Origin of the sequence: Streptomyces sp. NBC_00859 (assembly GCF_045161865.1) — a bacterium.
In the GTDB taxonomy this organism is placed as follows: Bacteria; Actinomycetota; Actinomycetes; order Streptomycetales; family Streptomycetaceae; genus Streptomyces.
In genome coordinates this window covers 6,860,001-6,881,101 of the sequence record NZ_CP108826.1, presented here as the reverse complement: position 1 = coordinate 6,881,101, position 21,101 = coordinate 6,860,001, and the positions used below count along the sequence as shown (strand labels likewise).

Annotated in this window: 18 protein-coding genes, 2 rRNA genes and 1 riboswitch (1 of these 21 only partly in view); of the genes, 4 read left to right on the top strand and 16 right to left on the bottom strand. The window is 67.7% G+C overall.

Going from position 1 to position 21,101, the window contains the following annotated elements:
• Positions 1-98: 98 nt before the first annotated feature.
• The gene (locus OG584_RS30330; protein ID WP_405782600.1) at positions 99-917 is read left to right on the top strand and encodes a PhzF family phenazine biosynthesis protein; all 819 of its coding nucleotides are present in this window, start codon (positions 99-101) and stop codon (positions 915-917) included.
• Positions 918-1,002: 85 nt separating this feature from the next.
• Here the strand turns inward: OG584_RS30330 and OG584_RS30325 are convergent, their stop codons facing one another.
• From OG584_RS30325 to OG584_RS30315, 3 genes are all read right to left on the bottom strand, one after another.
• Entirely contained in the window at positions 1,003-1,782 is a 780-nt protein-coding gene (locus tag OG584_RS30325; protein ID WP_405782599.1) for a CPBP family intramembrane glutamic endopeptidase, read from the bottom strand.
• A gap of 192 nt (positions 1,783-1,974) precedes the next feature.
• The gene (locus tag OG584_RS30320; protein ID WP_405784360.1) at positions 1,975-2,481 is read right to left on the bottom strand and encodes an NAD(P)H-dependent glycerol-3-phosphate dehydrogenase; all 507 of its coding nucleotides are present in this window, start codon (positions 2,479-2,481) and stop codon (positions 1,975-1,977) included.
• Complete coding sequence (locus tag OG584_RS30315) at positions 2,465-3,988, bottom strand: glutamate--cysteine ligase (RefSeq protein WP_405782597.1); 1,524 nt, start codon at positions 3,986-3,988, stop codon at positions 2,465-2,467. The genes OG584_RS30320 and OG584_RS30315 overlap by 17 nt, the downstream gene beginning before the upstream one ends.
• A gap of 517 nt (positions 3,989-4,505) precedes the next feature.
• On the opposite strand from OG584_RS30315, the gene OG584_RS30310 reads away from it, so the two are divergent.
• A complete protein-coding gene (locus tag OG584_RS30310) occupies positions 4,506-5,096 on the top strand; it encodes a hypothetical protein (protein ID WP_405782595.1) in 591 nt (196 codons plus the stop codon).
• Positions 5,097-5,399: 303 nt separating this feature from the next.
• Positions 5,400-5,603, top strand: coding sequence for a DUF5999 family protein (locus tag OG584_RS30305; RefSeq protein ID WP_405782594.1), 204 nt, complete (start codon positions 5,400-5,402; stop codon positions 5,601-5,603).
• A gap of 156 nt (positions 5,604-5,759) precedes the next feature.
• Here OG584_RS30305 and gcvP read toward each other — a convergent pair whose 3' ends face one another.
• Complete coding sequence (gcvP, locus tag OG584_RS30300) at positions 5,760-8,645, bottom strand: aminomethyl-transferring glycine dehydrogenase (protein WP_405782592.1); 2,886 nt, start codon at positions 8,643-8,645, stop codon at positions 5,760-5,762.
• A 188-nt stretch (positions 8,646-8,833) separates the two neighbouring features.
• A riboswitch (glycine riboswitch) is annotated at positions 8,834-8,931 on the bottom strand.
• Positions 8,932-9,070: 139 nt separating this feature from the next.
• On the opposite strand from gcvP, the gene OG584_RS30295 reads away from it, so the two are divergent.
• Positions 9,071-9,448 carry a PRC-barrel domain-containing protein gene (locus OG584_RS30295; protein ID WP_405782590.1) on the top strand — a complete coding sequence of 126 codons (378 nt, stop codon included), beginning with the start codon at positions 9,071-9,073 and terminating at the stop codon, positions 9,446-9,448.
• Here OG584_RS30295 and OG584_RS30290 read toward each other — a convergent pair.
• The 12 genes from OG584_RS30290 to OG584_RS30235 all read right to left on the bottom strand — a co-directional run.
• Complete coding sequence (locus tag OG584_RS30290; RefSeq protein WP_405782588.1) at positions 9,364-10,920, bottom strand: DNA polymerase IV; 1,557 nt, start codon at positions 10,918-10,920, stop codon at positions 9,364-9,366. The two genes, OG584_RS30295 and OG584_RS30290, sit on opposite strands and share 85 nt — an antisense overlap.
• A gap of 55 nt (positions 10,921-10,975) precedes the next feature.
• Positions 10,976-11,548 (bottom strand): MerR family transcriptional regulator, encoded by a 573-nt coding sequence (locus OG584_RS30285; protein WP_405784359.1) that lies wholly within the window; start codon positions 11,546-11,548, stop codon positions 10,976-10,978.
• Positions 11,549-11,735: 187 nt separating this feature from the next.
• Positions 11,736-12,209: a bifunctional nuclease family protein gene (locus tag OG584_RS30280; protein ID WP_164266948.1), complete on the bottom strand. Its 474-nt coding sequence runs from the start codon at positions 12,207-12,209 to the stop codon at positions 11,736-11,738.
• Positions 12,210-12,262: 53 nt separating this feature from the next.
• The gene (locus tag OG584_RS30275) at positions 12,263-13,006 is read right to left on the bottom strand and encodes a MerR family transcriptional regulator (protein ID WP_405782586.1); all 744 of its coding nucleotides are present in this window, start codon (positions 13,004-13,006) and stop codon (positions 12,263-12,265) included.
• Positions 13,007-13,023: 17 nt separating this feature from the next.
• On the bottom strand, positions 13,024-13,956 hold the full coding sequence (locus OG584_RS30270) for an FHA domain-containing protein (RefSeq protein WP_405784357.1): 933 nt from the start codon (positions 13,954-13,956) through the stop codon (positions 13,024-13,026).
• An 82-nt stretch (positions 13,957-14,038) separates the two neighbouring features.
• Complete coding sequence (locus tag OG584_RS30265) at positions 14,039-14,893, bottom strand: DUF881 domain-containing protein (protein ID WP_405782585.1); 855 nt, start codon at positions 14,891-14,893, stop codon at positions 14,039-14,041.
• 20 nt (positions 14,894-14,913) lie between these two features.
• Entirely contained in the window at positions 14,914-15,246 is a 333-nt protein-coding gene (locus tag OG584_RS30260; protein ID WP_164266945.1) for a small basic family protein, read from the bottom strand.
• Positions 15,243-16,166, bottom strand: a complete 924-nt coding sequence (locus tag OG584_RS30255; RefSeq protein WP_405782583.1) for a DUF881 domain-containing protein — start codon at positions 16,164-16,166, stop codon at positions 15,243-15,245. Before OG584_RS30255 ends, OG584_RS30260 begins: the two co-directional genes overlap by 4 nt.
• Positions 16,167-16,263: 97 nt before the next feature.
• Positions 16,264-18,759 (bottom strand): sugar phosphate nucleotidyltransferase, encoded by a 2,496-nt coding sequence (locus OG584_RS30250; protein WP_405782582.1) that lies wholly within the window; start codon positions 18,757-18,759, stop codon positions 16,264-16,266.
• Between the two features lie 114 nt (positions 18,760-18,873).
• Positions 18,874-19,482, bottom strand: a complete 609-nt coding sequence (locus OG584_RS30245; RefSeq protein WP_405782580.1) for a CDP-alcohol phosphatidyltransferase family protein — start codon at positions 19,480-19,482, stop codon at positions 18,874-18,876.
• Positions 19,483-19,644: 162 nt separating this feature from the next.
• Positions 19,645-19,761 (bottom strand): 5S ribosomal RNA (rrf, locus tag OG584_RS30240).
• Between the two features lie 78 nt (positions 19,762-19,839).
• Positions 19,840-21,101, bottom strand: a 23S ribosomal RNA gene (locus OG584_RS30235) (it continues 1,862 nt past the right edge of the window).

Here is a 21,101-nt window from a genome sequence, read left to right as displayed (position 1 = left end):
CGATATATCGGTACTGTTCGTTTGGCAATCCTTTCCACGGCCACGTCCGTCAAAGTGGCCTTGGCCTGCGGCGTTGTCTCGCACCTACGGTCGGAGCCATGCGCATACGAATCGTCGACGCCTTCACCGACCGCCCCTTCAAGGGCAACCCGGCCGGGGTCCTGCTCCTCGACTCGTCCCCGTCCTTCCCGGACGACGGATGGCTCCAGAGCGTGGCGACGGAGGTCAACCTCTCCGAGACCGCCTTCGCCCACCCGCTGCCCCCCGGTGGCGAGGCGGACTGGGCGCTGCGCTGGTTCACCCCGGCCACGGAGGTCGACATGTGCGGCCATGCCACCCTCGCCACCGCCCACGTGCTGCACACGACGGGTGCGTCCACGGGCACGATCCGCTTCGCGGCGCGCTGCGGGCTCCTCAGTGCGACAGCCGGGAAGTGCGGTGCGATCACCCTCGACTTCCCCACATCCCCGCTCACGGAGGAGGCCGTACCCGCGGGGCTCGGCGAGGCTCTGGGCACCACGGTCACCGGGGTCCTGGGCACCGGGCCGCACATCGGCGACCTGCTCGTCGAGGTCGCCGACGAACGGACGGTCCGCTCGCTCTCACCCGACCTGGCGGCGCTGAAGGCCCACTCCCGGAGGGGCGTCATCGCGACGGCCGAGGCCGAGGACCCCTCACTCGGCTACGACTACGTGTCACGCTGCTTCTTCCCCGGCGTCGGCATCGACGAGGACCCGGTGACCGGCAGCGCCCACACCGCACTGGCCCCGTTCTGGTCCGCCCGCCTGGGCCGCGACGACCTGACGGGCCTCCAGGCATCGGCCCGCTCCGGTCTGGTCCACACGTCGTTGCGCGGTGATCGCACCCTGCTCACCGGCAGCGCGGTCACCGTCATCGACGGCGAACTGCTCGCCTGAGGAGAACAGGGCCCCGGGCAGGGGGCGTACGGCGGTCCCGTACGCCCCCTGCCCGGGGCAGCCCCAGCACTCCACCGGCCGACACTCACCCGGTGGGCAGCCACCCCACCTTCCCGGCCAGCAGCGCGTATCCGACGAACGCGCCGATGTCGAGCAGGGAGTGCGCCACGACGAGCGGCCCGACCCGCCCCCACCGCCGGTAGAGAAGCACGAACACCACACCCATCGCGACGTTCCCGATGAACCCGCCGACCCCCTGATACAGGTGGTACGAGCCGCGCAGCACCGCGCTCGCCGCCAGGGCCGCCATCGGGGACCAGCCGAACTGCCCCAGTCTGCGCAGCAGATACCCGACGACGATGACTTCCTCCAGGACGGCGTTCTGCACCGCCGAGAGGATCAGCACCGGGATCTTCCACCACACGTCGGGCAGCGATTCGGGCACCACGGTCAAGTTGAAACCGGTGGCCCGAGCGCCCAGATAGAAGGCGAGGCCCACACTGCCGATGCCGGCGGCGACCAGCACCCCACGCCCCGCGTCGGCCCGCAGCCGCGTCCGGTCGAGCCCGAGCGCCCGCAAGCCGGAACCCTCGCGCAGCAGCAGATGCACCACCAGCGCGACCGGAACCAGAGCGGTCGCGATACCGAAGAGCTGCCAGGCGAGATCCAGCCATGGCCGCCCCGGCGCGTACGACCCGTTGAGATTCGCGGCCTGGTGCTTGAGCCCTCCTGGTTTCGTCAGTGACCCGACAAAGCTGATCAGCGCCGAAACGCCGCTCGCGCCGAGCGAGAGCGCGAGTACCAGCACCGTTTCGGACCGCAAGAACCGCTGCGAACCCCCCGCTGCGGGAAGAGAATCAGCCACGCGTTCGCTCTCCGTCTGCACACCTGCCTCCAGTTGGCCAATCGCATCTCATGCCCACCACCGTGCCGCCAGGGTCTCGAATACAGGTACGAAGATCGCGCACGACAGGCCGGGGGACGGCCGCCAATCCGATGGCACGCTCCCCCTTGTCCTTGTTCACCCTTCAAGGGAGGGGCACCATCGCCTGGGACGTCACAGCTTGCCCGATGACCTCGCGCCATCTGTCACCCGGCCCCGTTCCGGCGCAAGGCGTCGCCGTACGGCCGCCATCGCCTCCGTTCTCGACCGCGGAGTGGCGGCGGGCGAGGGCACGGCTGACGGTGACCGACGATTCGGCCCGACGACCGATGCGAGCCGACGACCGATGCGAGCCGGGGCCCGATGCGTTTCGGATGTACGTGGCATTCCATATGAACCACGACAGGTCCGACGCACCCTGCCCGCGGCCTGTTCGAGGGGGACCTTCTCGCTCAGCAGGGCCGAGACCACTCCCGTGATCGGCATCTCCACGCCGTGGGCGTGGGCCAGGGCTAGGATCGCCGCGGCGGATGTGACGCCGTCGGTGGTCCGGCGGGTTGCGGCCGTTGCCTGCTCGACTCTGAGACCGTGCCCGGGGTGGCCGCCGAAGGTGCGGTTACGGCCTCCCGGAGCGCACCCCGGGAGGAACCGCGCGTCCGTACGTTCACGGCCTCCGGGCAGTCGCGACCGCAGGAATGCCCTCCGGCCAGGAGTGCACCGGTTCGCCGCTCACCATGAGTTCGGCATAGCGCCGGGTGGTGAGCGCGAGCGCCTCATGCCGGCCGAGCCCCGTGCCGAGTGCCCGGTGAAACGTGTCCACCTGCCAGGAGGCGCCGTTCGTCCGGCGCCTGCACCGGTCCTCGATGACCCCGAGGTAGTGGTCACGGTCGGCGGGGTCGATCCCCCACGCGTCGAGCCCCGCGGCGGCCAGCGGCAGCAGCTCGTCCCTGACGAGCCGCACCGCGGGCACTCTCGCGACACCCCCGGAACGCCCCGCCCTGGGCCACTCCAGCTCGGCGTCGATTCCGTACCGGCAGGCCGTGTCGAAGTTGCGCGCCGCGGCTTCGAAGGGCAGCCGCTTCCACACCGGACGGGGATCGTCGGCGAGCGCCCGCACAAGGCCGTAGTACAGGGCCGCGTTGGCCATCACATCCGTCACGGTGGGTCCGGCGGGCAGCACCCTGTTCTCCACCCGCAGATGCGGCACCCCGCCGGCCACGTCGTAGACCGGCCGGTTCCAGCGGTAGACGGTGCCGTTGTGCAGGACCAGCTCCGGAAGGCCCGGCACTCCACCTTCGTCGAGCACCCGGAACGGGTCCTCGTCGTCGCACAGCGGCAGCAGAGGTGGGAAGTAGCGGACGTTCTCCTCGAAGAGGTCGTACGCCGAGTCGATCCAGCGCTCCCCGAACCAGGTCCGCGGCCGCACCCCCTGGGTCCGGAACTCGGGCGGACGCACATCGGTCGCCTGGAGGAAGAGCGGCGGCCTCGACTCCCGCCACAGCTCCTTGCCGAACAGGAAGGGCGAGTTGGCCCCGAGAGCGACCTGCACCGCGGAGACCGCCTGCGCCGCGTTCCACACATCGGCGAAACGCGACGGTGTGACCTGAAGGTGCAACTGCACCGAAGTGCAGGCCGCTTCGGGCGCGATCGAGGCGGACGTGCAGGTCAGACGCTCCACGCCGTCGATGTCGAGGTCGAAGTCCTCCCCGCGGGCCGCGCGCATCTCGTCGTTGAGCAGGGTGTAGCGGTCGGCCGCGGAAAGGTTCGATGTGACCAGGTCCTGCTGGGCAAGTGTCGGCAGGATTCCGATCATCACGATCCCCGCGTCGACTTCGGTGGCCTTTCTGTGCGCGTACGCGAGACCCGTACGCAGCTCCTCGGCCAGCTGATCGAAGACCCGGCCGCCCAGCCGGTGCGGGATAATATTCACTTCCAGATTGAACATTCCGAGTTCCATCTGGAAATCGCGGCTCGCGATCCGGTCGAGAACCTCCGCATTCATCATCCGCGGCATGCCGTCGGCACCCGCGAGATTGAGTTCGATCTCCATCCCCATCAGATTCCTCGGCCGGTCGAACCTCTTCTCCTCCAGCAGTCGCTCCAGCCCCTCCAGACACCGCTGGAGCTTCCTCCGGTGCATCTGCCGACCGGACGGGCCAATTCCGTCTGCCTCGACCTTCTCACCCATCGATGCGCCCCTCCACGACTGCGCGGCCGCCACTGCTGCCGCTCGGGTCACGGTCGATAATGCCCAGACTGAGTGATCCGTAACTCCCCACCCGGAGTCCGGAGCGAGTAGGGTGACCGAAGGTGTCGTGTGGCACATTCACCAGGCATGACGCCTGAAGCAGTTTCCAGCTCCCGTTCAGCTCTGTGGACGCGGTGAAAAGGAACGGCGAATTTCGGCCGACCGTTCAAGCGGAGGTCTGCGAGGCCACAGGGCCGCGCGCGCGATAAATCGGGATAATCTCCGCAGGAGAAAGACCGAATACCGACTTGATCGCAATATCCGCGTCAGCTAGCTGAAACATCGTGTGAACACGTGTCGTATAAACTCCGCAAACGAGGCAGAGAGTTGGCGCCCCGGCCCCCGGAGAGTGCAGCACCCTCCACGCCCCATGGCCCCCTCCGCGCCTGCCTGCTGACAGCGCCGTCCGCACCGCCCACGCATCAACGTGTCTCCGAAGTGAGAGGCGACCCATATCATGCCGCTGTTTGTCCCTCCGGCTCCCGCGCCGGCCCTGCGCAGCGTCCTCGCGGCCCTCGGCTCCCCCACTGCCGTACGCGAGGCCCGAACCCCTGCTCTCCGCGCCGCCTCAGGTCCGCTCACCCCGGAACTGGCCCTTCCCGTCCACGTCCTGGACCAGATCGTGCCGAGCGGCGGAACCCCCCGCACCCGGCTCACCGGCTGGCGCTTCCTGATCCGCAGCGGCGACCGCGTCGTGGCCGGCGCGGACACGGCGCTCACCCCCGACGGCTGGACCTTCTCGCACTTCTTCGAGGGTCCGTACCTCACCTCCACCGGACGCGCGCTGCGCCACGCGGAGGCGATGAACACGCCGTTCCAGCCACGGCTGCTGTCCGTGCCGGAGCTCTACATGCTGACGCTGTGGCTGCACGGTGACACCGAGGCCGACGCCTCGGTGTCCGGCACGATGCCGGCCCCCACCGACCTGCTCGTGCCGCTGGCCCCCGCGCCGCCCGGAATCGCCGCGCACCGGCCGCACCGGGTTGCGGATCTGCTGCCGGTGATGACGATGCGGCTCTCTCCCCCACTGCTGGGCTCTCCCGCCTGACGAACCGCGTACACCGGCATCGCGTGCCCCGTGACCGTACTCAGGTCACGGGGCGCGGCGCGCTCTCCCCCTTCCGGCCTAGCCCGGCCGGGCCATCCCCGAACCACCCGAAGGGACAGTCAAGTTGAAGTGAACCGCCCGCACGGGTGATGCGTCCTTATGCTGTAGCAAGTGCTGCCGTGAAATCCCTGCGGATCGACGTCCGTGGGGCAACACTGGGATCACCGACTGATACGGGGGGCGGCCATGAAGTCCGCACCGAGCCGCAGGACACTCACTACAACGCAGCGAAAGAACGCATCCATGTGCCAGCACCAGCCATCCTGTCCGTCAGCCGCCTCCGCCGACCGGGAGGCCGCGCTCCTCGTGGCGCACCACCCGGAGCAGGGCTGGAGTCTGCTGTGCAACGGCGTTCTCGCCTTCGAGGACACCGGTGAACTGCTGCCCGACGGACAGATCATCGCTCCGCACCGCCCGTTGGGTTCCGGGCTGGCGACCGCCGCCTGATCCCGGTTCCGGTGCCGACCGCACCGGGACACTCCGCTCCGAAGACCGGCGGAACGAATCGGCGCTACAGGCCGACGGTCCTGACCGGAAGATCTGGCACAGACGACGAAGGGCCGGCCCGGGTGATCTCCCCGAACCGGCCCTCCCGCATGTCCGTCAGCTGTCGTACGCGTCCAGTGGCGGGCAGGAGCAGACGAGGTTGCGGTCACCGAAGGCGCCGTCGATCCGGCGCACCGGCGGCCAGTACTTGTCGGCGGACGAGACACCGGCCGGGAAGACGGCTTCCTCGCGGGTGTACGCGTGGTCCCAGTCACCGCCCAGTGCGGCCGCGGTGTGCGGCGCGTTGCACAGCGGGTTGTCGTCCGCCGCCCATTCACCCGCGGCGACCTTCTCGATCTCCGCGCGGATCGCGATCATCGTGTCGCAGAACCGGTCGAGTTCCGCCAGGTCCTCGCTCTCGGTGGGCTCGATCATCAGCGTGCCGGCCACCGGGAAGGACATCGTCGGCGCGTGGAAGCCGTAGTCGATGAGGCGCTTGGCGATGTCATCGACGGTCACGCCCGTCGCCTTCGAGAGCGGCCGCAGATCGACGATGCACTCGTGGGCGACCAGCCCGTGGGGGCCGGTGTACAGCACGGGGTAGTGAGGTTCGAGACGCTTGGCGATGTAGTTGGCGGCCAGCACGGCCACCTGCGTCGCCCGCTTCAGCCCCTCGCCACCCATGAGACGTACGTACGCCCAGGAGATCGGCAGGATCCCGGCCGAGCCCCACGGCGCGGCCGACACCGGGCCGACGCCCGTCGCGGGGCCGGCGCTCGGCTGGAGCGGGTGGTTGGGGAGGTACGGCGCCAGATGGGCCCGTACGCCGACAGGACCGACGCCGGGGCCGCCGCCGCCGTGCGGGATGCAGAACGTCTTGTGCAGGTTGAGGTGCGAGACGTCCGAGCCGAACTTGCCGGGCTTGGCGAGCCCGACGAGCGCGTTCAGGTTCGCGCCGTCCACGTACACCTGCCCGCCCGCGTCGTGCACGGCGGCGCAGATGTCGGTGATGTGCTCCTCGAAGACACCGTGGGTCGAGGGGTAGGTGACCATCAGCACGGACAGCTCGTCGCGGTACTGCTCGATCTTGGCGTTCAGGTCCTCGACGTCGACGTCGCCGTCCTCGCGGGTCTTCACGACGACGACCTTCATACCGGCCATCACGGCGCTGGCAGCGTTGGTGCCGTGAGCGGAGGAGGGGATGAGGCAGACGGTGCGCGCGGTGTCGCCGTTGGCCCGGTGGTAGGCGCGTACGGCCAGCAGACCGGCCAGCTCGCCCTGCGAGCCGGCGTTGGGCTGGAGCGAGACCTTGTCGTAGCCGGTGACCTCGGCGAGCTGGTCCTCCAGCTCATGGATGAGCGTCAGATAGCCCTGCGCCTGCTCGACCGGGGCGAAGGGGTGGATCGCGCCGAACTCGGGCCAGGTGACCGGCTCCATCTCGGTGGTCGCGTTGAGCTTCATGGTGCAGGAGCCGAGCGGGATCATGCCGCGGTCCAGCGCGTAGTCACGGTCGGCGAGCTTGCGCAGGTAGCGCAGCATCGCGGTCTCGGACCGGTGCTGGTGGAAGACCGGGTGGGTGAGGACGCTGTCCTCGCGCAGCAGCGCTCCGGGCAGCGCGTCGGGGGTCCGCTCGTCGAGGGCGTCGACGTCGCCGTCGGCGCCGAACGCGGCCCAGACGGCGGCCAGCTGGGTGCGCGTGGTCGTCTCGTCGCAGGAGACGGAGACCAGGTCCGCGTCGACCTGGTGCAGGTTCACCCCGCCCTCACGTGCGGCGGCGACGGCCTCGGCGGCCTTCCCCGCGGTCCGGACGGTGAGCGTGTCGAAGTACTCGCCGTGCACGACGTCGACGCCCGCGGCGCGCAGCCCCGCGGCCAGTACAGCCGCGTACCGGTGGGTGCGCCGGGCGATCTCGCGCAGGCCGTCCGGGCCGTGGTAGACGGCGTACATACCGGCCATCACGGCGAGGAGCACCTGGGCGGTGCAGATGTTGCTGGTGGCCTTCTCACGGCGGATGTGCTGTTCACGTGTCTGGAGGGCCAGCCGGTACGCCTTGTTGCCGTCGGCGTCGACGGATACGCCGACGAGCCGCCCCGGAAGGCTGCGCGCGAACTTCTCGCGTACGGCCATGAAACCGGCGTGCGGGCCGCCGAAGCCCATCGGGACGCCGAACCGCTGGGTCGTGCCGACCGCGATGTCCGCGCCCAGTTCGCCGGGTGAGGTGAGCAGCGTCAGCGCCAGCAGGTCGGCGGCCACCGTGACGATCGCACCCAGCTCGTGCGCCTGCTCGATGACGGGGGCGATGTTCCGCACCCGTCCGGAGGCGCCCGGGTACTGGAGCAGTACGCCGAAGACGCCGCGCTCGGCCACCTCGGCCGGGATGCCGTCGCTGAGATCGGCTACGACGACCTCGACGCCCGCGGGCTCGGCACGCGTCTCGATCACCGCGACGGTCTGCGGAAGGGCGTCGGCGTCGACCAGGAAGACACCGTTCTTGACCTTCCCGACCCGGCGGGCGAGAGACATCGCCTCGGCTGCCGCGGTGCCCTCGTCGAGCAGCGAAGCGCCCGATGTGGGCAGGCCCGTCAGGTCGGCGACAACGGTCTGGAAGTTCAGCAGCGCCTCCAGGCGCCCCTGGGAGATCTCCGGCTGGTAGGGCGTGTACGCCGTGTACCAGGCGGGATTCTCCATGACGTTGCGGAGGATGACCGGCGGGGTGAACGTGCCGTAGTAGCCGAGCCCGATCATCGGCGCCAGGACCTGGTTGCGGTCGGCGAGCGTCCGCAGCTCGGCGAGGACCTCGGCCTCGGAGCGCGCCTCCGGGAGGTTCAGCGCCCCGGCACTCTTGATCACCTCGGGCACGGCGGCCGAGGTGAGCTCGTCCAGCGAGCCGTAACCGACGTGGGCGAGCATCTTGGCCTGCGCCCCGGCGTCGGGCCCGATGTGGCGCTGCTCGAAGGGGGTGCCACGCTCCAGCTGGGAGAGCGGAATGCGGTGGGCGGTCATGGCAGAGGCCTCCTGGTCGATGCGACCTGCGAGGGGTACCACGGCACGGGTACCCGGACGGCCTCCCCCTCTGTCATCTCAACCTGAGAGCTTCACCGGTCCGTCTGCTCGACGCACCGGCTTGCACCGTCGGTGAGGAAGGGATCCGGGCGTGCCCGCCCGACGCCCGCCCTGCTTTCCAGAGTGACCTCGTCCGCGCGGTACGTGTGCCTGAGAGATTCCGGGGAGGATTTGCTCCTTCGGCGCCCCCGGACACCTGTCCGAAGGGCTCTCCCGCGCGGGGTCAGCAGCCACGGGCCAGCGTACCAGCGAGCCACTTGGCACGGCGTTCGAGTGGCCGATGCCGCGGTTCTGCACTTCTGTGGGGGGAGAGACCTTCGCAGGGGCGGATACGTCGTGATTCGCTGGGATCAGTTGGAGGGACCGTGCAGAGCGACATCGATCCGCGCAGCCTGATAGGCCGCAAGGCGTTCGACCGCAACGGCCACAAGATAGGCACGGTCGACGAGGTCTACCTCGACGACGCCACCGGGGTGCCTGAGTGGGCCGCGGTACGCACCGGGCTGTTCAGCCGGGATGCGTTCGTTCCCCTGAAGCCGAGCGAAGTGGTCCGGGAGACCCTGCTGGTGCCGTTCGACCGCACTCTGATCAAAGAGGCTCCGGACTTCGGTGTCGGCCGTCATCTCTCGCCCGAGCAGGAGCTCCAGCTCTACCACCACTACGGGCTCGGCATCTCGGCCCCCGCGCCTCCGCCCCCCGACCGGGACTTCGGCCGGCTCGCGGGCGACGAGGAACGCACCTGAGCATCCGGCCCCTCCCCGCCCGGATCCGCCTCCCCTGCCCGGCCCGCTTCCGCGGTGTGTCCGCCGGTGCCGTGCTCCTGTCGCCCGTCCGTCACGTCCGGTCCAGACCCGGCCGCCCGGACCAGTGGCAGCGGGTCCGCCGGCTCCAGTGCGGGATCGTCGACGCTGAAGGTCCGCACCCGGCCGGGCTCCGTCGCGTACGGATCCTCGAACCGCACGGTGACCCGGCCGATGCCACTTCCCTGCACCCATCCGGCGCCGTACTCGTCGTGGCGCACGTCGTGCCCGGCGAGCCAGCGGCGTCCGCCGGGCACGACGTGCGCCTCGTCCGCCGGTACCGCCACAGGTTCGGGCGGCGCCTCGTCCGCCGATGACTCCAGCACGGCTGCGGCCCGCTCGGTGGCCGCCTGCGCGAAGAGGTCCTCCTGCGTGAAGTCCGCCAGGCCAGTGACGCCCACCCCGAGGAGCCTCACCCCGCCGGTGGTGTCCACGGACTCCAGCAGCCTGCCTGCGGCCTCCCGTACGACCTCCGGGTCGTCCGTGGGTCCCCGGAGCGTCTCGGAGCGGGTCAGCGTCGAGAAGTCGTAGCGCCGTACCTTCAGCACCACGGTCCGGCCGGACCGGCCGGCGGCCCGCAGCCGCTCCACGCAGCGCCCGGCCAGCCGCACCACTTCCGCCCGCACCCGCACCCGGTCGTGCAGGTCCACATCGAAGGTGTCCTCCACCGAGACCGATTTGGCGTCCCGCTCGGCGACGACCGGCCGGTCGTCGTGCCCGAGTGCCATCCGGTGGAGGGAGGCGCCGTGCGCCTTGCCCAGCAGCCGGACGAGCTCGTCCTCACCGGCCTCGGCCAGATGGGACACCGTGGTCATCCCGGCTCTGCGCAGATGCTCACCCGTCGCGGGCCCCACACCGGGCAGTGTCCGTACGGAGAGCGGCGCCAGGAGCTCTCGCTCGGTCCCCGGCTCGATCAGGACGAGACCGTCCGGTTTGGCCCGCTCCGAGCCGATCTTCGCGAGCATCTTGGAGCCGGCGAGCCCCACCGACCCGCTGAGCCCGGTGACCTCACGGATGTCCCTGCGCAGCCGCTCACCGGCGCGCCGGGCCGACCGGGTGCCGTCGGCCACCCCGCCCGCCTCCAGGTCCACGAAGGCCTCGTCCAGGCTCAGTGGCTCCATCAGCGGCGAGAGCCTCCCGAGCAGCTCCATGACCTGGAGGCTCACCTCGCGATAGAGAGCGAAGCGCGGTACGAGGTACGCGGCGTTCGGACAGAGCCTCCGGGCCTGCGCCATCGGCATCGCCGAATGGATCCCGAACCGCCGGGCCTCGTACGAGGCCGTCGACACCACTCCGCGCGGCCCGAGACCGCCGACCACCACCGGCTTCCCGCGCAGGCTCGGCTTCGCCGCCTGTTCCGCGGCGGCGAAGAAGGCATCCATGTCCAGATGCAGGATGGTGGGCGCAGCTCTCACACCACCGATGCTGCCTCACCGCACTGACAATCGGGCCCTGCGGCGCTGGGCCCCGTCAGACGGCGCGGTTCCGCCGCCGGGCCAGCTCGTCAGCGGGGTTGTGCCCCACCAGGGTTTCGCCGGTGTCGATCCGCTCGCCGTGCAGCTGCGAGAGGGCGCGCTCCACGTCACGCCACACGACTCCCACGGCGATGCCGAAGATCCCCTGGCCTCCCTGCAGGAGTCCGACCACCTCGTCGGGCGAGGTGCACTCGTACACCGTCGCTCCGTCGCTCATCAGCGTCATGCGGTCGAGATCGCGGGCTCCGCGGTCTCTGAGGTGGTGGACCGCCGTCCGGATGTTCTGCAGCGCCACACCGGTGTCCAGGAACCGCTTGACGATCTTGAGGACGACGACGTCCCGGAAGCTGTAGAGGCGCTGGGTGCCGGAGCCCTGCGCGGGCCGCACACTCGGCTCGACCAGCCCCGTACGCGCCCAGTAGTCGAGCTGCCGGTAGGTGATGCCGGCCGCCGCGCAGGCGGTCGGCCCCCGGTAGCCGACGGTGTCGGTCGATGGTTCGGCCGTTGAGCCGTGAAGCGGATACGGCATGCCGTCCCCCGGAACCAGTCCGGGGAGATCCCCTGCCATATCTTCGCCGGTGCTTCTCACGCCGACCTCCGTCCTTGAACTGCCCACTCGACGGTAGGCAGTCACTTGAGGTGCGTCAACGATCGCCACACTCGGCACGCCGAGTGATAATCACCCTAAGAGTGGTTTCGCGCACCTCTCACCGGGGAAAGGCTTGCCGGATGCGCTGACGCCGTCGGCCGGAGCGTCACTGGCTGTTCGTCCCGAAGTCCTCCGGGGAGATCTGGTCGAGGAACTCGCGGAACTTCTCCACCTCGTCCTCCTGCTCGTCCGGGATGGCGATTCCCGCATCGTCGAGCACCCCGTCACTGCCGTAGATCGGAGTCCCGGTGCGCAGGGCGAGCGCTATGGCGTCGGACGGCCTGGCACTCACCTCGACCCCGCTCGCGAAGACCAGCTCCGCGAAGAAGACCCCGTCGCGCAGGTCGGTGATGCGTACTTCCGTGAGCTCCTGGCCGACCGCTTCGAGGACATCCTTGAAGAGGTCATGGGTCAGCGGCCTGGCCGGAGCCATGCCCTGCTGGGCGAAGGCGATCGCAGTCGCTTCACCAGGGCCGATCCAGATAGGGAGATACCGGTCGCCTCCCACTTCACGCAGGAGCACGATCGGCTGGTTGGAGGGCATTTCCACCCGGACACCCACAACGTCGAGCTCGTTCACACAGCAACCCTAGGACGTGCCCGGCAGGTTTGGGTAGTCGGGCACCCCCTTGATCAGTACAACCGGACCCGCAGGGAGGTCTGAACGAGCGCCGCGTGCAGCCGCACAGTCAGCGCTGCCAGGTCCTTCGTGGTCGTATCCGCATCCGCTCTGGTCTGCGGGTTACGGTTCAGCCGAAGGGGGGCGACGACCTGTTCGATGAGCCCGGACTCACGATCGGCGGCCGCTTTCATGGCGCGCAGATGCCTGGGCTCCAGGCCGAACCGGCCCAGGTCCGCCACCAGACCCGCCACATTCACGGCCTCGGCGTCGTACCCGCCCTCCGGGAGCGCCGAGAGCAGCCCGTAGGACTCCCACTCGGCGAGGTCCTCCGCGGTGATCCCGGCGGCCGCCAGGAGCTCGTCGCGGCCCACCCTAGACGCCGTCGGGCCATCGGCGTCCCCGTCCGGCGCCCCCTCCGCGGACTCGCGGAGGCCACCGGGTGCGGGGAGCTGGATCTGCTCCCCGCGGCCCAGCGCTTCAAGGTGGTCCCTGATGACCTTCAACGGCAGATAGTGGTCACGCTGCATCCTCAGGACCTGAGCGAGGCGCTCGACGTCCGCGGCACCGAACTTCCGGTAGCCGGACGACGTGCGCTGCGGCTCGACAAGGCCTTCGGCCTCCAGGAAACGGATCTTGGAGATCGTGACCTCGGGGAACTCTTCCCGGAGCAGATTCAGGACCGTGCCGATGCTGACCAGCCGGTCGTCCTCGGTGGCGGTGCCGTCGCCGGCACCGCCCGTCGATGATTGCAGCATGGATCTTCCCTGAAGGGTCACACGCCCCGCTGGCTCGCGTAGAAGACCAGCCGGTACTTCCCGATCTGCACCTCGTCACCGTTCGAGAGCACGACGGCGTCGATGCGCTCACGGTTGACGTACGTACCGTTCAGGCTGCCGACGTCCGAGACGGTGAAACCGCCGTCGGCGCCCCTGCGGAACTCCACATGGCGCCTCGACACGGTGACGTCGTCGAGGAAGATGTCGCTCTGCGGATGACGGCCGGCTGTGGTCAGATCGCCGTCCAGCAGGAAGCGGCTTCCCGAGTTCGGACCGCGCCTGACCACGAGGAGCGCCGAGCCGAGGGGCAGGGCATCGACGGCCGCCTGTGCCTCGGGGGAGAGCGAGGGCGAAGCGGTCTGACCGGTCGCCTCCGCCTCGTACGCCTCAAGGCCGGAGATGGAGATCGTCGAAGTGGTCTCCGAGGGCCGTTCGGGCACTCCGGCCCGCAGCGGCGCTCCGCAGTTGGAGCAGAACCGGCTGTCCTCGGCATTGCGGTGGCCGCACCTCGTGCAAACCGGCATGGACACATCCTCCTGCCGCGACTGCCCTGCGTGAGCGTTGGTTGCGTACGGATCGGAGGACAACCCTCGACCCGAACTTGAGGTTGACGCTTCCCCAAAACCTATGCGGCCCTGACCCGCGGGGTCAACAGATGACGCACCCTGATCACCCGAAATGTCGCGACCGGGCCGACCCACCTCGTCCCGGAACAGCGGGCGGTCACCGCCCTGGTCCTCGCCCTCCACATGACGTGGGGCGCGGTGCCGTGCGCTGTCCTCACGTGCACTCTTGCCGAACAACTTCCCAAACAACTTCACGGGCGATTCCCCTTGACCGAAACAGACCCGCCCGTGGGGCAGGACGAACTCTCGATGAACACACCTGCCGAACCGGACATCCTTACAACGTCCGTATCCCCCAGACAGTTTCCACCACGCACCCCGCTATCGCTGCGCCGACCCCCCGCAACCTCATGGCCGTGTCCCGCGCCCCTCGCACTCCCCCGCCTCACTGCGAGGAGGACCGAGCGTAGTCAGGCCGCTTCGCCGGTCGCAAGGCGTCCACAACGATCTTCTGTGCAGGCGTCACAGTGGCTGTGGCCTGCTCCTTCTCAAGAGTCTGCACCACTCCGCCCGGAATATTCAGCGCAGGCTCCAAGTCGGCGGGCTTCCCGATCACCTTGAAGGTGTACGGCGCGCTGATCTTCTCCGTGTCCACCCGGATCCCGCCGCCCTCGTCGGAGAAGTACGTGTCCCCCACCACACGGACACCGTTGACCTGAATCGCCTCGGCTCCGGCCGCCCGCAGCTCCTGGATCGTGTCGAGCAGCATGTCCGACTTGACCGCCCGGTGCGGGTCGTTGATGAGGAGGGTGATGCCCGGCCCCTGGGCGGCCACCGTCCCGGCCAGGATGCCGAGCTGACGTGCCTTCTCGTCCGTCTGCTTGCGCGCCTCCTCGGCCTGGTCCGAGCTGCTCTCCAGCTCGGTGCGCTGGCTCTGCAGGCGCTGCTTCTCGTCGTCGAGGCGCTGCGTGCGGTTGTCGAGCTCGTCGAGGATCCGCACCAGGTCCTCCTGGCGTGCACCCCGCAGCGGACTGTTGTCGCTGTTGGAGCGAACCTGGATGGCGAGTCCCAGCCCCAGCACGAACAGCAGCAGGGCCACGACGAGTTGCGCTCTGGTGACACGCGGCGGCCAGAGGGCTGCGATGAGACGCTGCCGGCCGGCCGGCTTCGGCTGCACGGCGGGCGTCGCCCCTGAAGGCTCTTCGCGCGGTGGCTTCGCGGGCTCCTCGTCAGGCAGTCTGCCGGGACGCCCGCCCGGCGTGGCAGCGGGACCCAGCGGTGGCTTCTCTTCGTTGCTCATCGGCTCGTCACCCATCGGCCTCACGCCCGGAACACATGCCGGCGAATGGCCGCGGCGTTGGAGAAGATACGGATACCGAAGACGACGACGACGCCGGTGGACAACTGCGCGCCGACCCCGAGCTTGTCACCGAGGAACACGATCAACGCGGCCACCACCACGTTGGAAAGGAAGGACACGACGAAGACCTTGTCGACGAAAATACCGTCGAGCATGGCCCGCAGGCCGCCGAAGACCGCGTCCAGGGCAGCCACGACAGCAATGGGCAGGTAGGGCTCGACCATCGCCGGCACTTCCGGCCGGACCAACAGTCCGACCACCACTCCCACGACGAGGCCCAGTACGGCGATCACGATGTGCCCTTCCCTGTGTCGGCCGCGCTCGGGTCGGTTCCGGCGGCCTTCGGCTTTGCTGTGCGTACGATCAGGCTCGCGGCCGCAGGAAGACGTACGTCGGCCTGGTCCGAACTGCTGGTGCGGATGGAGTAGCTGTCCTTCAGCACCTTCAGATACTGCCCGCCGACGCTGTCCTGGAATTGGCTGAGCAAGTTCTTCCCGTCCCCCACCGCCAGGACCGTGTACGGCGGCACCAGCGGCCTGTTGTCGACCAGTATGGCGTCACCGGCGGCGCGGATCGCCGACAGAGCCGTCAGACGCTGCCCGTTGATGGCGATCGCTTCGGCGCCCGACTGCCACAGCGCGTTGACGAACTGCTGCATGTCGCGGTCCCGCACCCGCCCCGTGTCGGAGAATCCGGGGCTCTCGCGCGGTCCGCCGCCGTCGTTCTGGTCGCTGTCCTTGGCGTCGTCGATGACCAGCTTCACTCCGGGGCCGTGCACCGCTGTCGCACCGGACAGCAGCGCCACAAGTCCCCCCTGATCGCCGCCGTGCTTCTGCAGGGCCCTGCTCTGCTGCTCACCGACCGCGTCGCGCAGTCCGTCGACCTTCTTCTGCTCCGTGTCCGCGGACGAAGTCTCCGAGTCGATACGGTCGATGAGTTCCTGGCGTTCCTTCGCGGCCACCGGCGCCGTCACTCTGGCCTGCGCCGCACCGACCGTGACCACGACCGCGGCCAGCACCAGACCGGCGGCGAGGCCGATCTTGGCCCGGAGTGACCGGGGCATACCCGCACTGCCATCGGCCTTGCGCCGGGCGGTCGCCTCGGCGTAGCCGTCGTCGAGGCTGTGCTCCATCACGTTGTTCAGCAGCGACATCGACGCATCGGGGCGCGAGGGTGGGGAGGCTGCGCTCCGATCGGGGGGCTGCTTCGGCATGCCGCACATCGTCGCACGCCGCGGGCCCCTGCTCCCAATGGCCCCGTCCGTGTGCCGGGCGGCTCGCGATCATGCCGCCCGGCACACCACTACGACCTCACTGACCTGCGCCGTCAACGATCGACGACCACTCGTCGAGCAGTACCTGCGCGGACGCGTCGTCCGGTCCTTCCGCCCACAGATGAGTGACCGCTTCGGCCGGGGCCGGCAGCACCATCACCCAACGACCGTCGGATTCGACCACCCGCACGCCGTCCGTGGTGTCCACGGCCCTGTCGGCGGCCGCTTCCACCACACGGCGCATCACCAGTCCCTTGACCGCCCAAGGGGTCGCAAGGTCGCGGCGGAGCACATGGGCGCTCGGGATGCGTGCGTCGATCTGACTGAGCGTCAACTGCGTACGTGAGACAAGCCCGATGAGCCTGACGAACGCCGCGGTACCGTCGAAGACGCTGCTGGACTCCGGGATGATGAATCCCCCGCGCCCGTCACCGCCGAAGATGGTGGACTCGTCGCGGCCGACCCGTGTCAGGTCGTCGGGCGACGTGGTCGTCCACTCGACCTGCGTCCCGTGATACGCGGCGACCTGCTCGGCGATCCTCGTGGTCGTCACCGGGAGCGCGACGCGCCCGCTGCGCCGCTCGGCGGCGATCAGGTCCAGCATGACGAGAAGCGCCCGGTCGTCCTCGATGATCCGTCCCCGCTCGTCAACGAGGGAGAGCCTCTCGCCGACCGGGTCGAAGCGGACTCCGAAGGCCGCCCTCGCCGATGCGACGATCTCGCCGAGCCTGACGAGTCCGGAGCGCCGGGTGTCCGCGGTCTCGGTCGGCCTCGACTCGTCGAGGCCGGGGTTGATGACAAGCGCGTCCACACCGAGCCGCCCCAGCAGGCTGGGAAGAACGAGTCCGGCACTGCCGTTGGACGCGTCGACCACGACCTTCAGCCCGGCTTCGGCGATACCCGTGGTGTCCACGTTGCGAAGCAGGGACCCGGTGTACGAATCGAAGACGCTCGCCGGGAAGTGCAGGTCCCCGATCTCACCGGGGAAGGCACGCCGGTACTCCTGTCGCGCGTACACCCGGTCCAGCTTGCGCTGCCTGCCCTGGGAGAGATCAGCCCCGCGCTCGTCGAAGAACATGATGTCCACGGAGTCGGGTACGCCGGGCGATGTCCGGATCATGATGCCGCCGGCGCTGCCGCGGGCCGTCTGCTGCCTGGCCACCGGGAGCGGCACATTCTCCAGGTCACGTACATCGATGGCGCTGGCCTGAAGGGCGGAGATCACAGCCCGTTTCAGGGCACGTGCACCACGCGAGTGGTCACGCGCGGTCGTGACGGTGGAGCCCTTCTTGAGCGTGGTGGCGTAGGCACCGGCCAGCCGGACCGCCAGTTCCGGGGTGATTTCGACGTTCAGGATCCCGGAGACTCCACGTGCGCCGAAGAGGTGCGCCTGTCCACGGGATTCCCAGATCACCGAGGTGTTGACGAAAGCACCGGCCTCGATGGTCTTGAACGGATACACCCGGACGTTGCCCTGGATGATGGATTCCTCACCGACGAGGCACTCGTCACCGATGACGGCGCCGTCCTCGATGCGCGCCGCACGCATGATGTCGGTGTTCTTCCCGATCACACAGCCACGCAGGTTGCACTGCTGCCCGATGTACACGTTGTCGTGCACGACAGCCTTGTGCAGGAAGGCTCCGGTCTTGACGACCACGTTGGACCCGACGACGGTGTGTTCCCGGATCTCCACGCCCTCTTCCACCTTGGCGTAGTCGCCGATGTAGAGCGGCCCCCTGAGCACGGCGTCGGGGTGCACCTCGGCGCCCTCGGCGACCCATACACCGGGAGAGATCTCGAAGCCGTCGATGTCCACCTCGACCTTGCCCTCGAGGACGTCCGCCTGGGCCTTCACATAACTCTCGTGTGTGCCCACGTCCTCCCAGTAGCCCTCGGCGATGTAGCCGTAGACCGGCTTCCCCTCCTTCATGAGCTGAGGGAAGACATCGCCTGACCAGTCGACCGATACGTCTGCTTCGACGTAATTGAAGACCTCGGGCTCCATGACATAGATGCCCGTGTTCACCGTGTCCGAGAAGACCTGCCCCCACGTCGGCTTCTCCAGGAAGCGCTCGACCTTTCCTTCTTCGTCCACGATGGTGATACCGAACTCCAGAGGATTCGGTACCCGAGTCAGGCACACCGTGACGAGTGCGCCCTTCTCCTTGTGGAAATTGATGAGGTCGGTCAGATCGAAGTCGGTGAGCGCATCTCCGGAGATCACCAGAAAGGTGTCGTCCTTCAGTGCCTCTTCCGCATTCTTGACGCTTCCCGCCGTGCCGAGCGGCTTCTCCTCATTGGCATACGTAAGCTCCATGCCGAGCTCTTCACCGTCGCCGAAGTAATTCTTGACGAGGGATGCCAGGAACTGCACGGTGACGACGGTTTCACTGAGCCCGTGCCGCTTCAACAACCGCAGCACGTGTTCCATGATTGGTCGGTTGACGACCGGCAGGAGCGGCTTGGGCATACTCGAGGTCATTGGACGAAGACGTGTGCCTTCGCCACCAGCCATCACGACGGCCTTCATGTCGGAAGCGCCCTCCTTGGAGATGTCGACAGTTCAGCCGACTTCACCCGTCCGGTGATGACACTCGGGCGTCATACGCAATCCGGCCACGCTGCACGGTGCGCATCGACGAGTTCAATCGGCTGCTACGTCCGCCTTCACGAGTCGGCGGACTTGTACTACATACAGGATTCCTGCCCACCAATAGAGCGTTGTACCCCACCCTGCGAACGCCCATCCGAGAATCGACGCCAGGGTGCTCAGCCAGCCGCTGCCGTCGCTGAGCAGGAGCAACGGGAACGCGTACATCAAGTTGAAGGTAGCCGCCTTGCCCAGAAAGTTCACCTGGGGCGGCGGATAGCCGTGCCGGCGCAGGATCCCCACCATGACCAGAAGCATCAGCTCACGGGCCAGCAGTGCGGCGGTCAACCAAATCGGCAGAATCTCCCGCCAGGTCAGACCGACCAGGGTGGAGAGAATGAAGAGACGGTCCGCGGCGGGGTCCAGCAGCCGCCCCAGGTTGCTGATCTGGTTCCAGCGGCGGGCAAGCTTGCCGTCGAGATAATCGCTGATGCCACTGAGCATGAGCACGAGCAACGCCCAGCCATCGCTCTTTGGCCCGCCGAACTCGGGTCGGAGAATCAACCACAGGAAAACGGGCACACCGACCAGGCGGGCCATGCTGAGGATGTTGGGGATGGTGAGTACCCGGTCCGTCTGAACACGGGTCTCCTGGACCTCCACCCGGGGGCCTCCTGTGAGGAACGTACGAACGATGCTCCCTGACCTTACCCTCAGCGGCCGCCGGCCAAGTCACAGGGGCAGCGGTAAGGGCCCCGGACAGCATCTGAACGCAAAAATGCCTCAGTCCCGGACCATAACGGTCCGGGACTGAGGCTAAAAATTGTTCGGCGGCGTCCTACTCTCCCACAGGGTCCCCCCTGCAGTACCATCGGCGCTGAAAGGCTTAGCTTCCGGGTTCGGAATGTAACCGGGCGTTTCCCTAACGCAATGACCACCGAAACACTATGAAATTAACCAACACCGGATACAACACGGTCGTTCGTTATTTCAGAACTAACACAGTGGACGCGAGCAACTGAGGACAAGCCCTCGGCCTATTAGTACCAGTCAGCTCCACCCGTTACCGGGCTTCCACATCTGGCCTATCAACCCAGTCGTCTACTGGGAGCCTTAACCCCTCAAAGGGGGTGGGAATACTCATCTCGAAGCAGGCTTCCCGCTTAGATGCTTTCAGCGGTTATCCTTTCCGAACGTAGCCAACCAGCCATGCCCTTGGCAGGACAACTGGCACACCAGAGGTTCGTCCGTCCCGGTCCTCTCGTACTAGGGACAGCCCTTCTCAATATTCCTACGCGCGCAGAGGATAGGGACCGAACTGTCTCACGACGTTCTAAACCCAGCTCGCGTACCGCTTTAATGGGCGAACAGCCCAACCCTTGGGACCGACTCCAGCCCCAGGATGCGACGAGCCGACATCGAGGTGCCAAACCATCCCGTCGATATGGACTCTTGGGGAAGATCAGCCTGTTATCCCCGGGGTACCTTTTATCCGTTGAGCGACAGCGCTTCCACAAGCCACTGCCGGATCACTAGTCCCGACTTTCGTCCCTGCTCGACCCGTCGGTCTCACAGTCAAGCTCCCTTGTGCACTTACACTCAACACCTGATTGCCAACCAGGCTGAGGGAACCTTTGGGCGCCTCCGTTACTCTTTAGGAGGCAACCGCCCCAGTTAAACTACCCATCAGACACTGTCCCTGATCCGGATCACGGACCGAGGTTAGACATCCAGCACGACCAGAGTGGTATTTCAACGACGACTCCACAACCACTGGCGTGGCCGCTTCAAAGTCTCCCACCTATCCTACACAAGCCGAACCGAACACCAATATCAAACTGTAGTAAAGGTCCCGGGGTCTTTCCGTCCTTCTGCGCGAAACGAGCATCTTTACTCGTAGTGCAATTTCACCGGGCCTATGGTTGAGACAGTCGAGAAGTCGTTACGCCATTCGTGCAGGTCGGAACTTACCCGACAAGGAATTTCGCTACCTTAGGATGGTTATAGTTACCACCGCCGTTTACTGGCGCTTAAGTTCTCAGCTTCGCCACACCGAAATGTGACTAACCGGTCCCCTTAACGTTCCAGCACCGGGCAGGCGTCAGTCCGTATACATCGCCTTACGGCTTCGCACGGACCTGTGTTTTTAGTAAACAGTCGCTTCTCGCTGGTCTCTGCGGCCACCCCCAGCTCACCGAGTAAATCGGATCACCAGAAATGGCCCCCCTTCTCCCGAAGTTACGGGGGCATTTTGCCGAGTTCCTTAACCATAGTTCACCCGA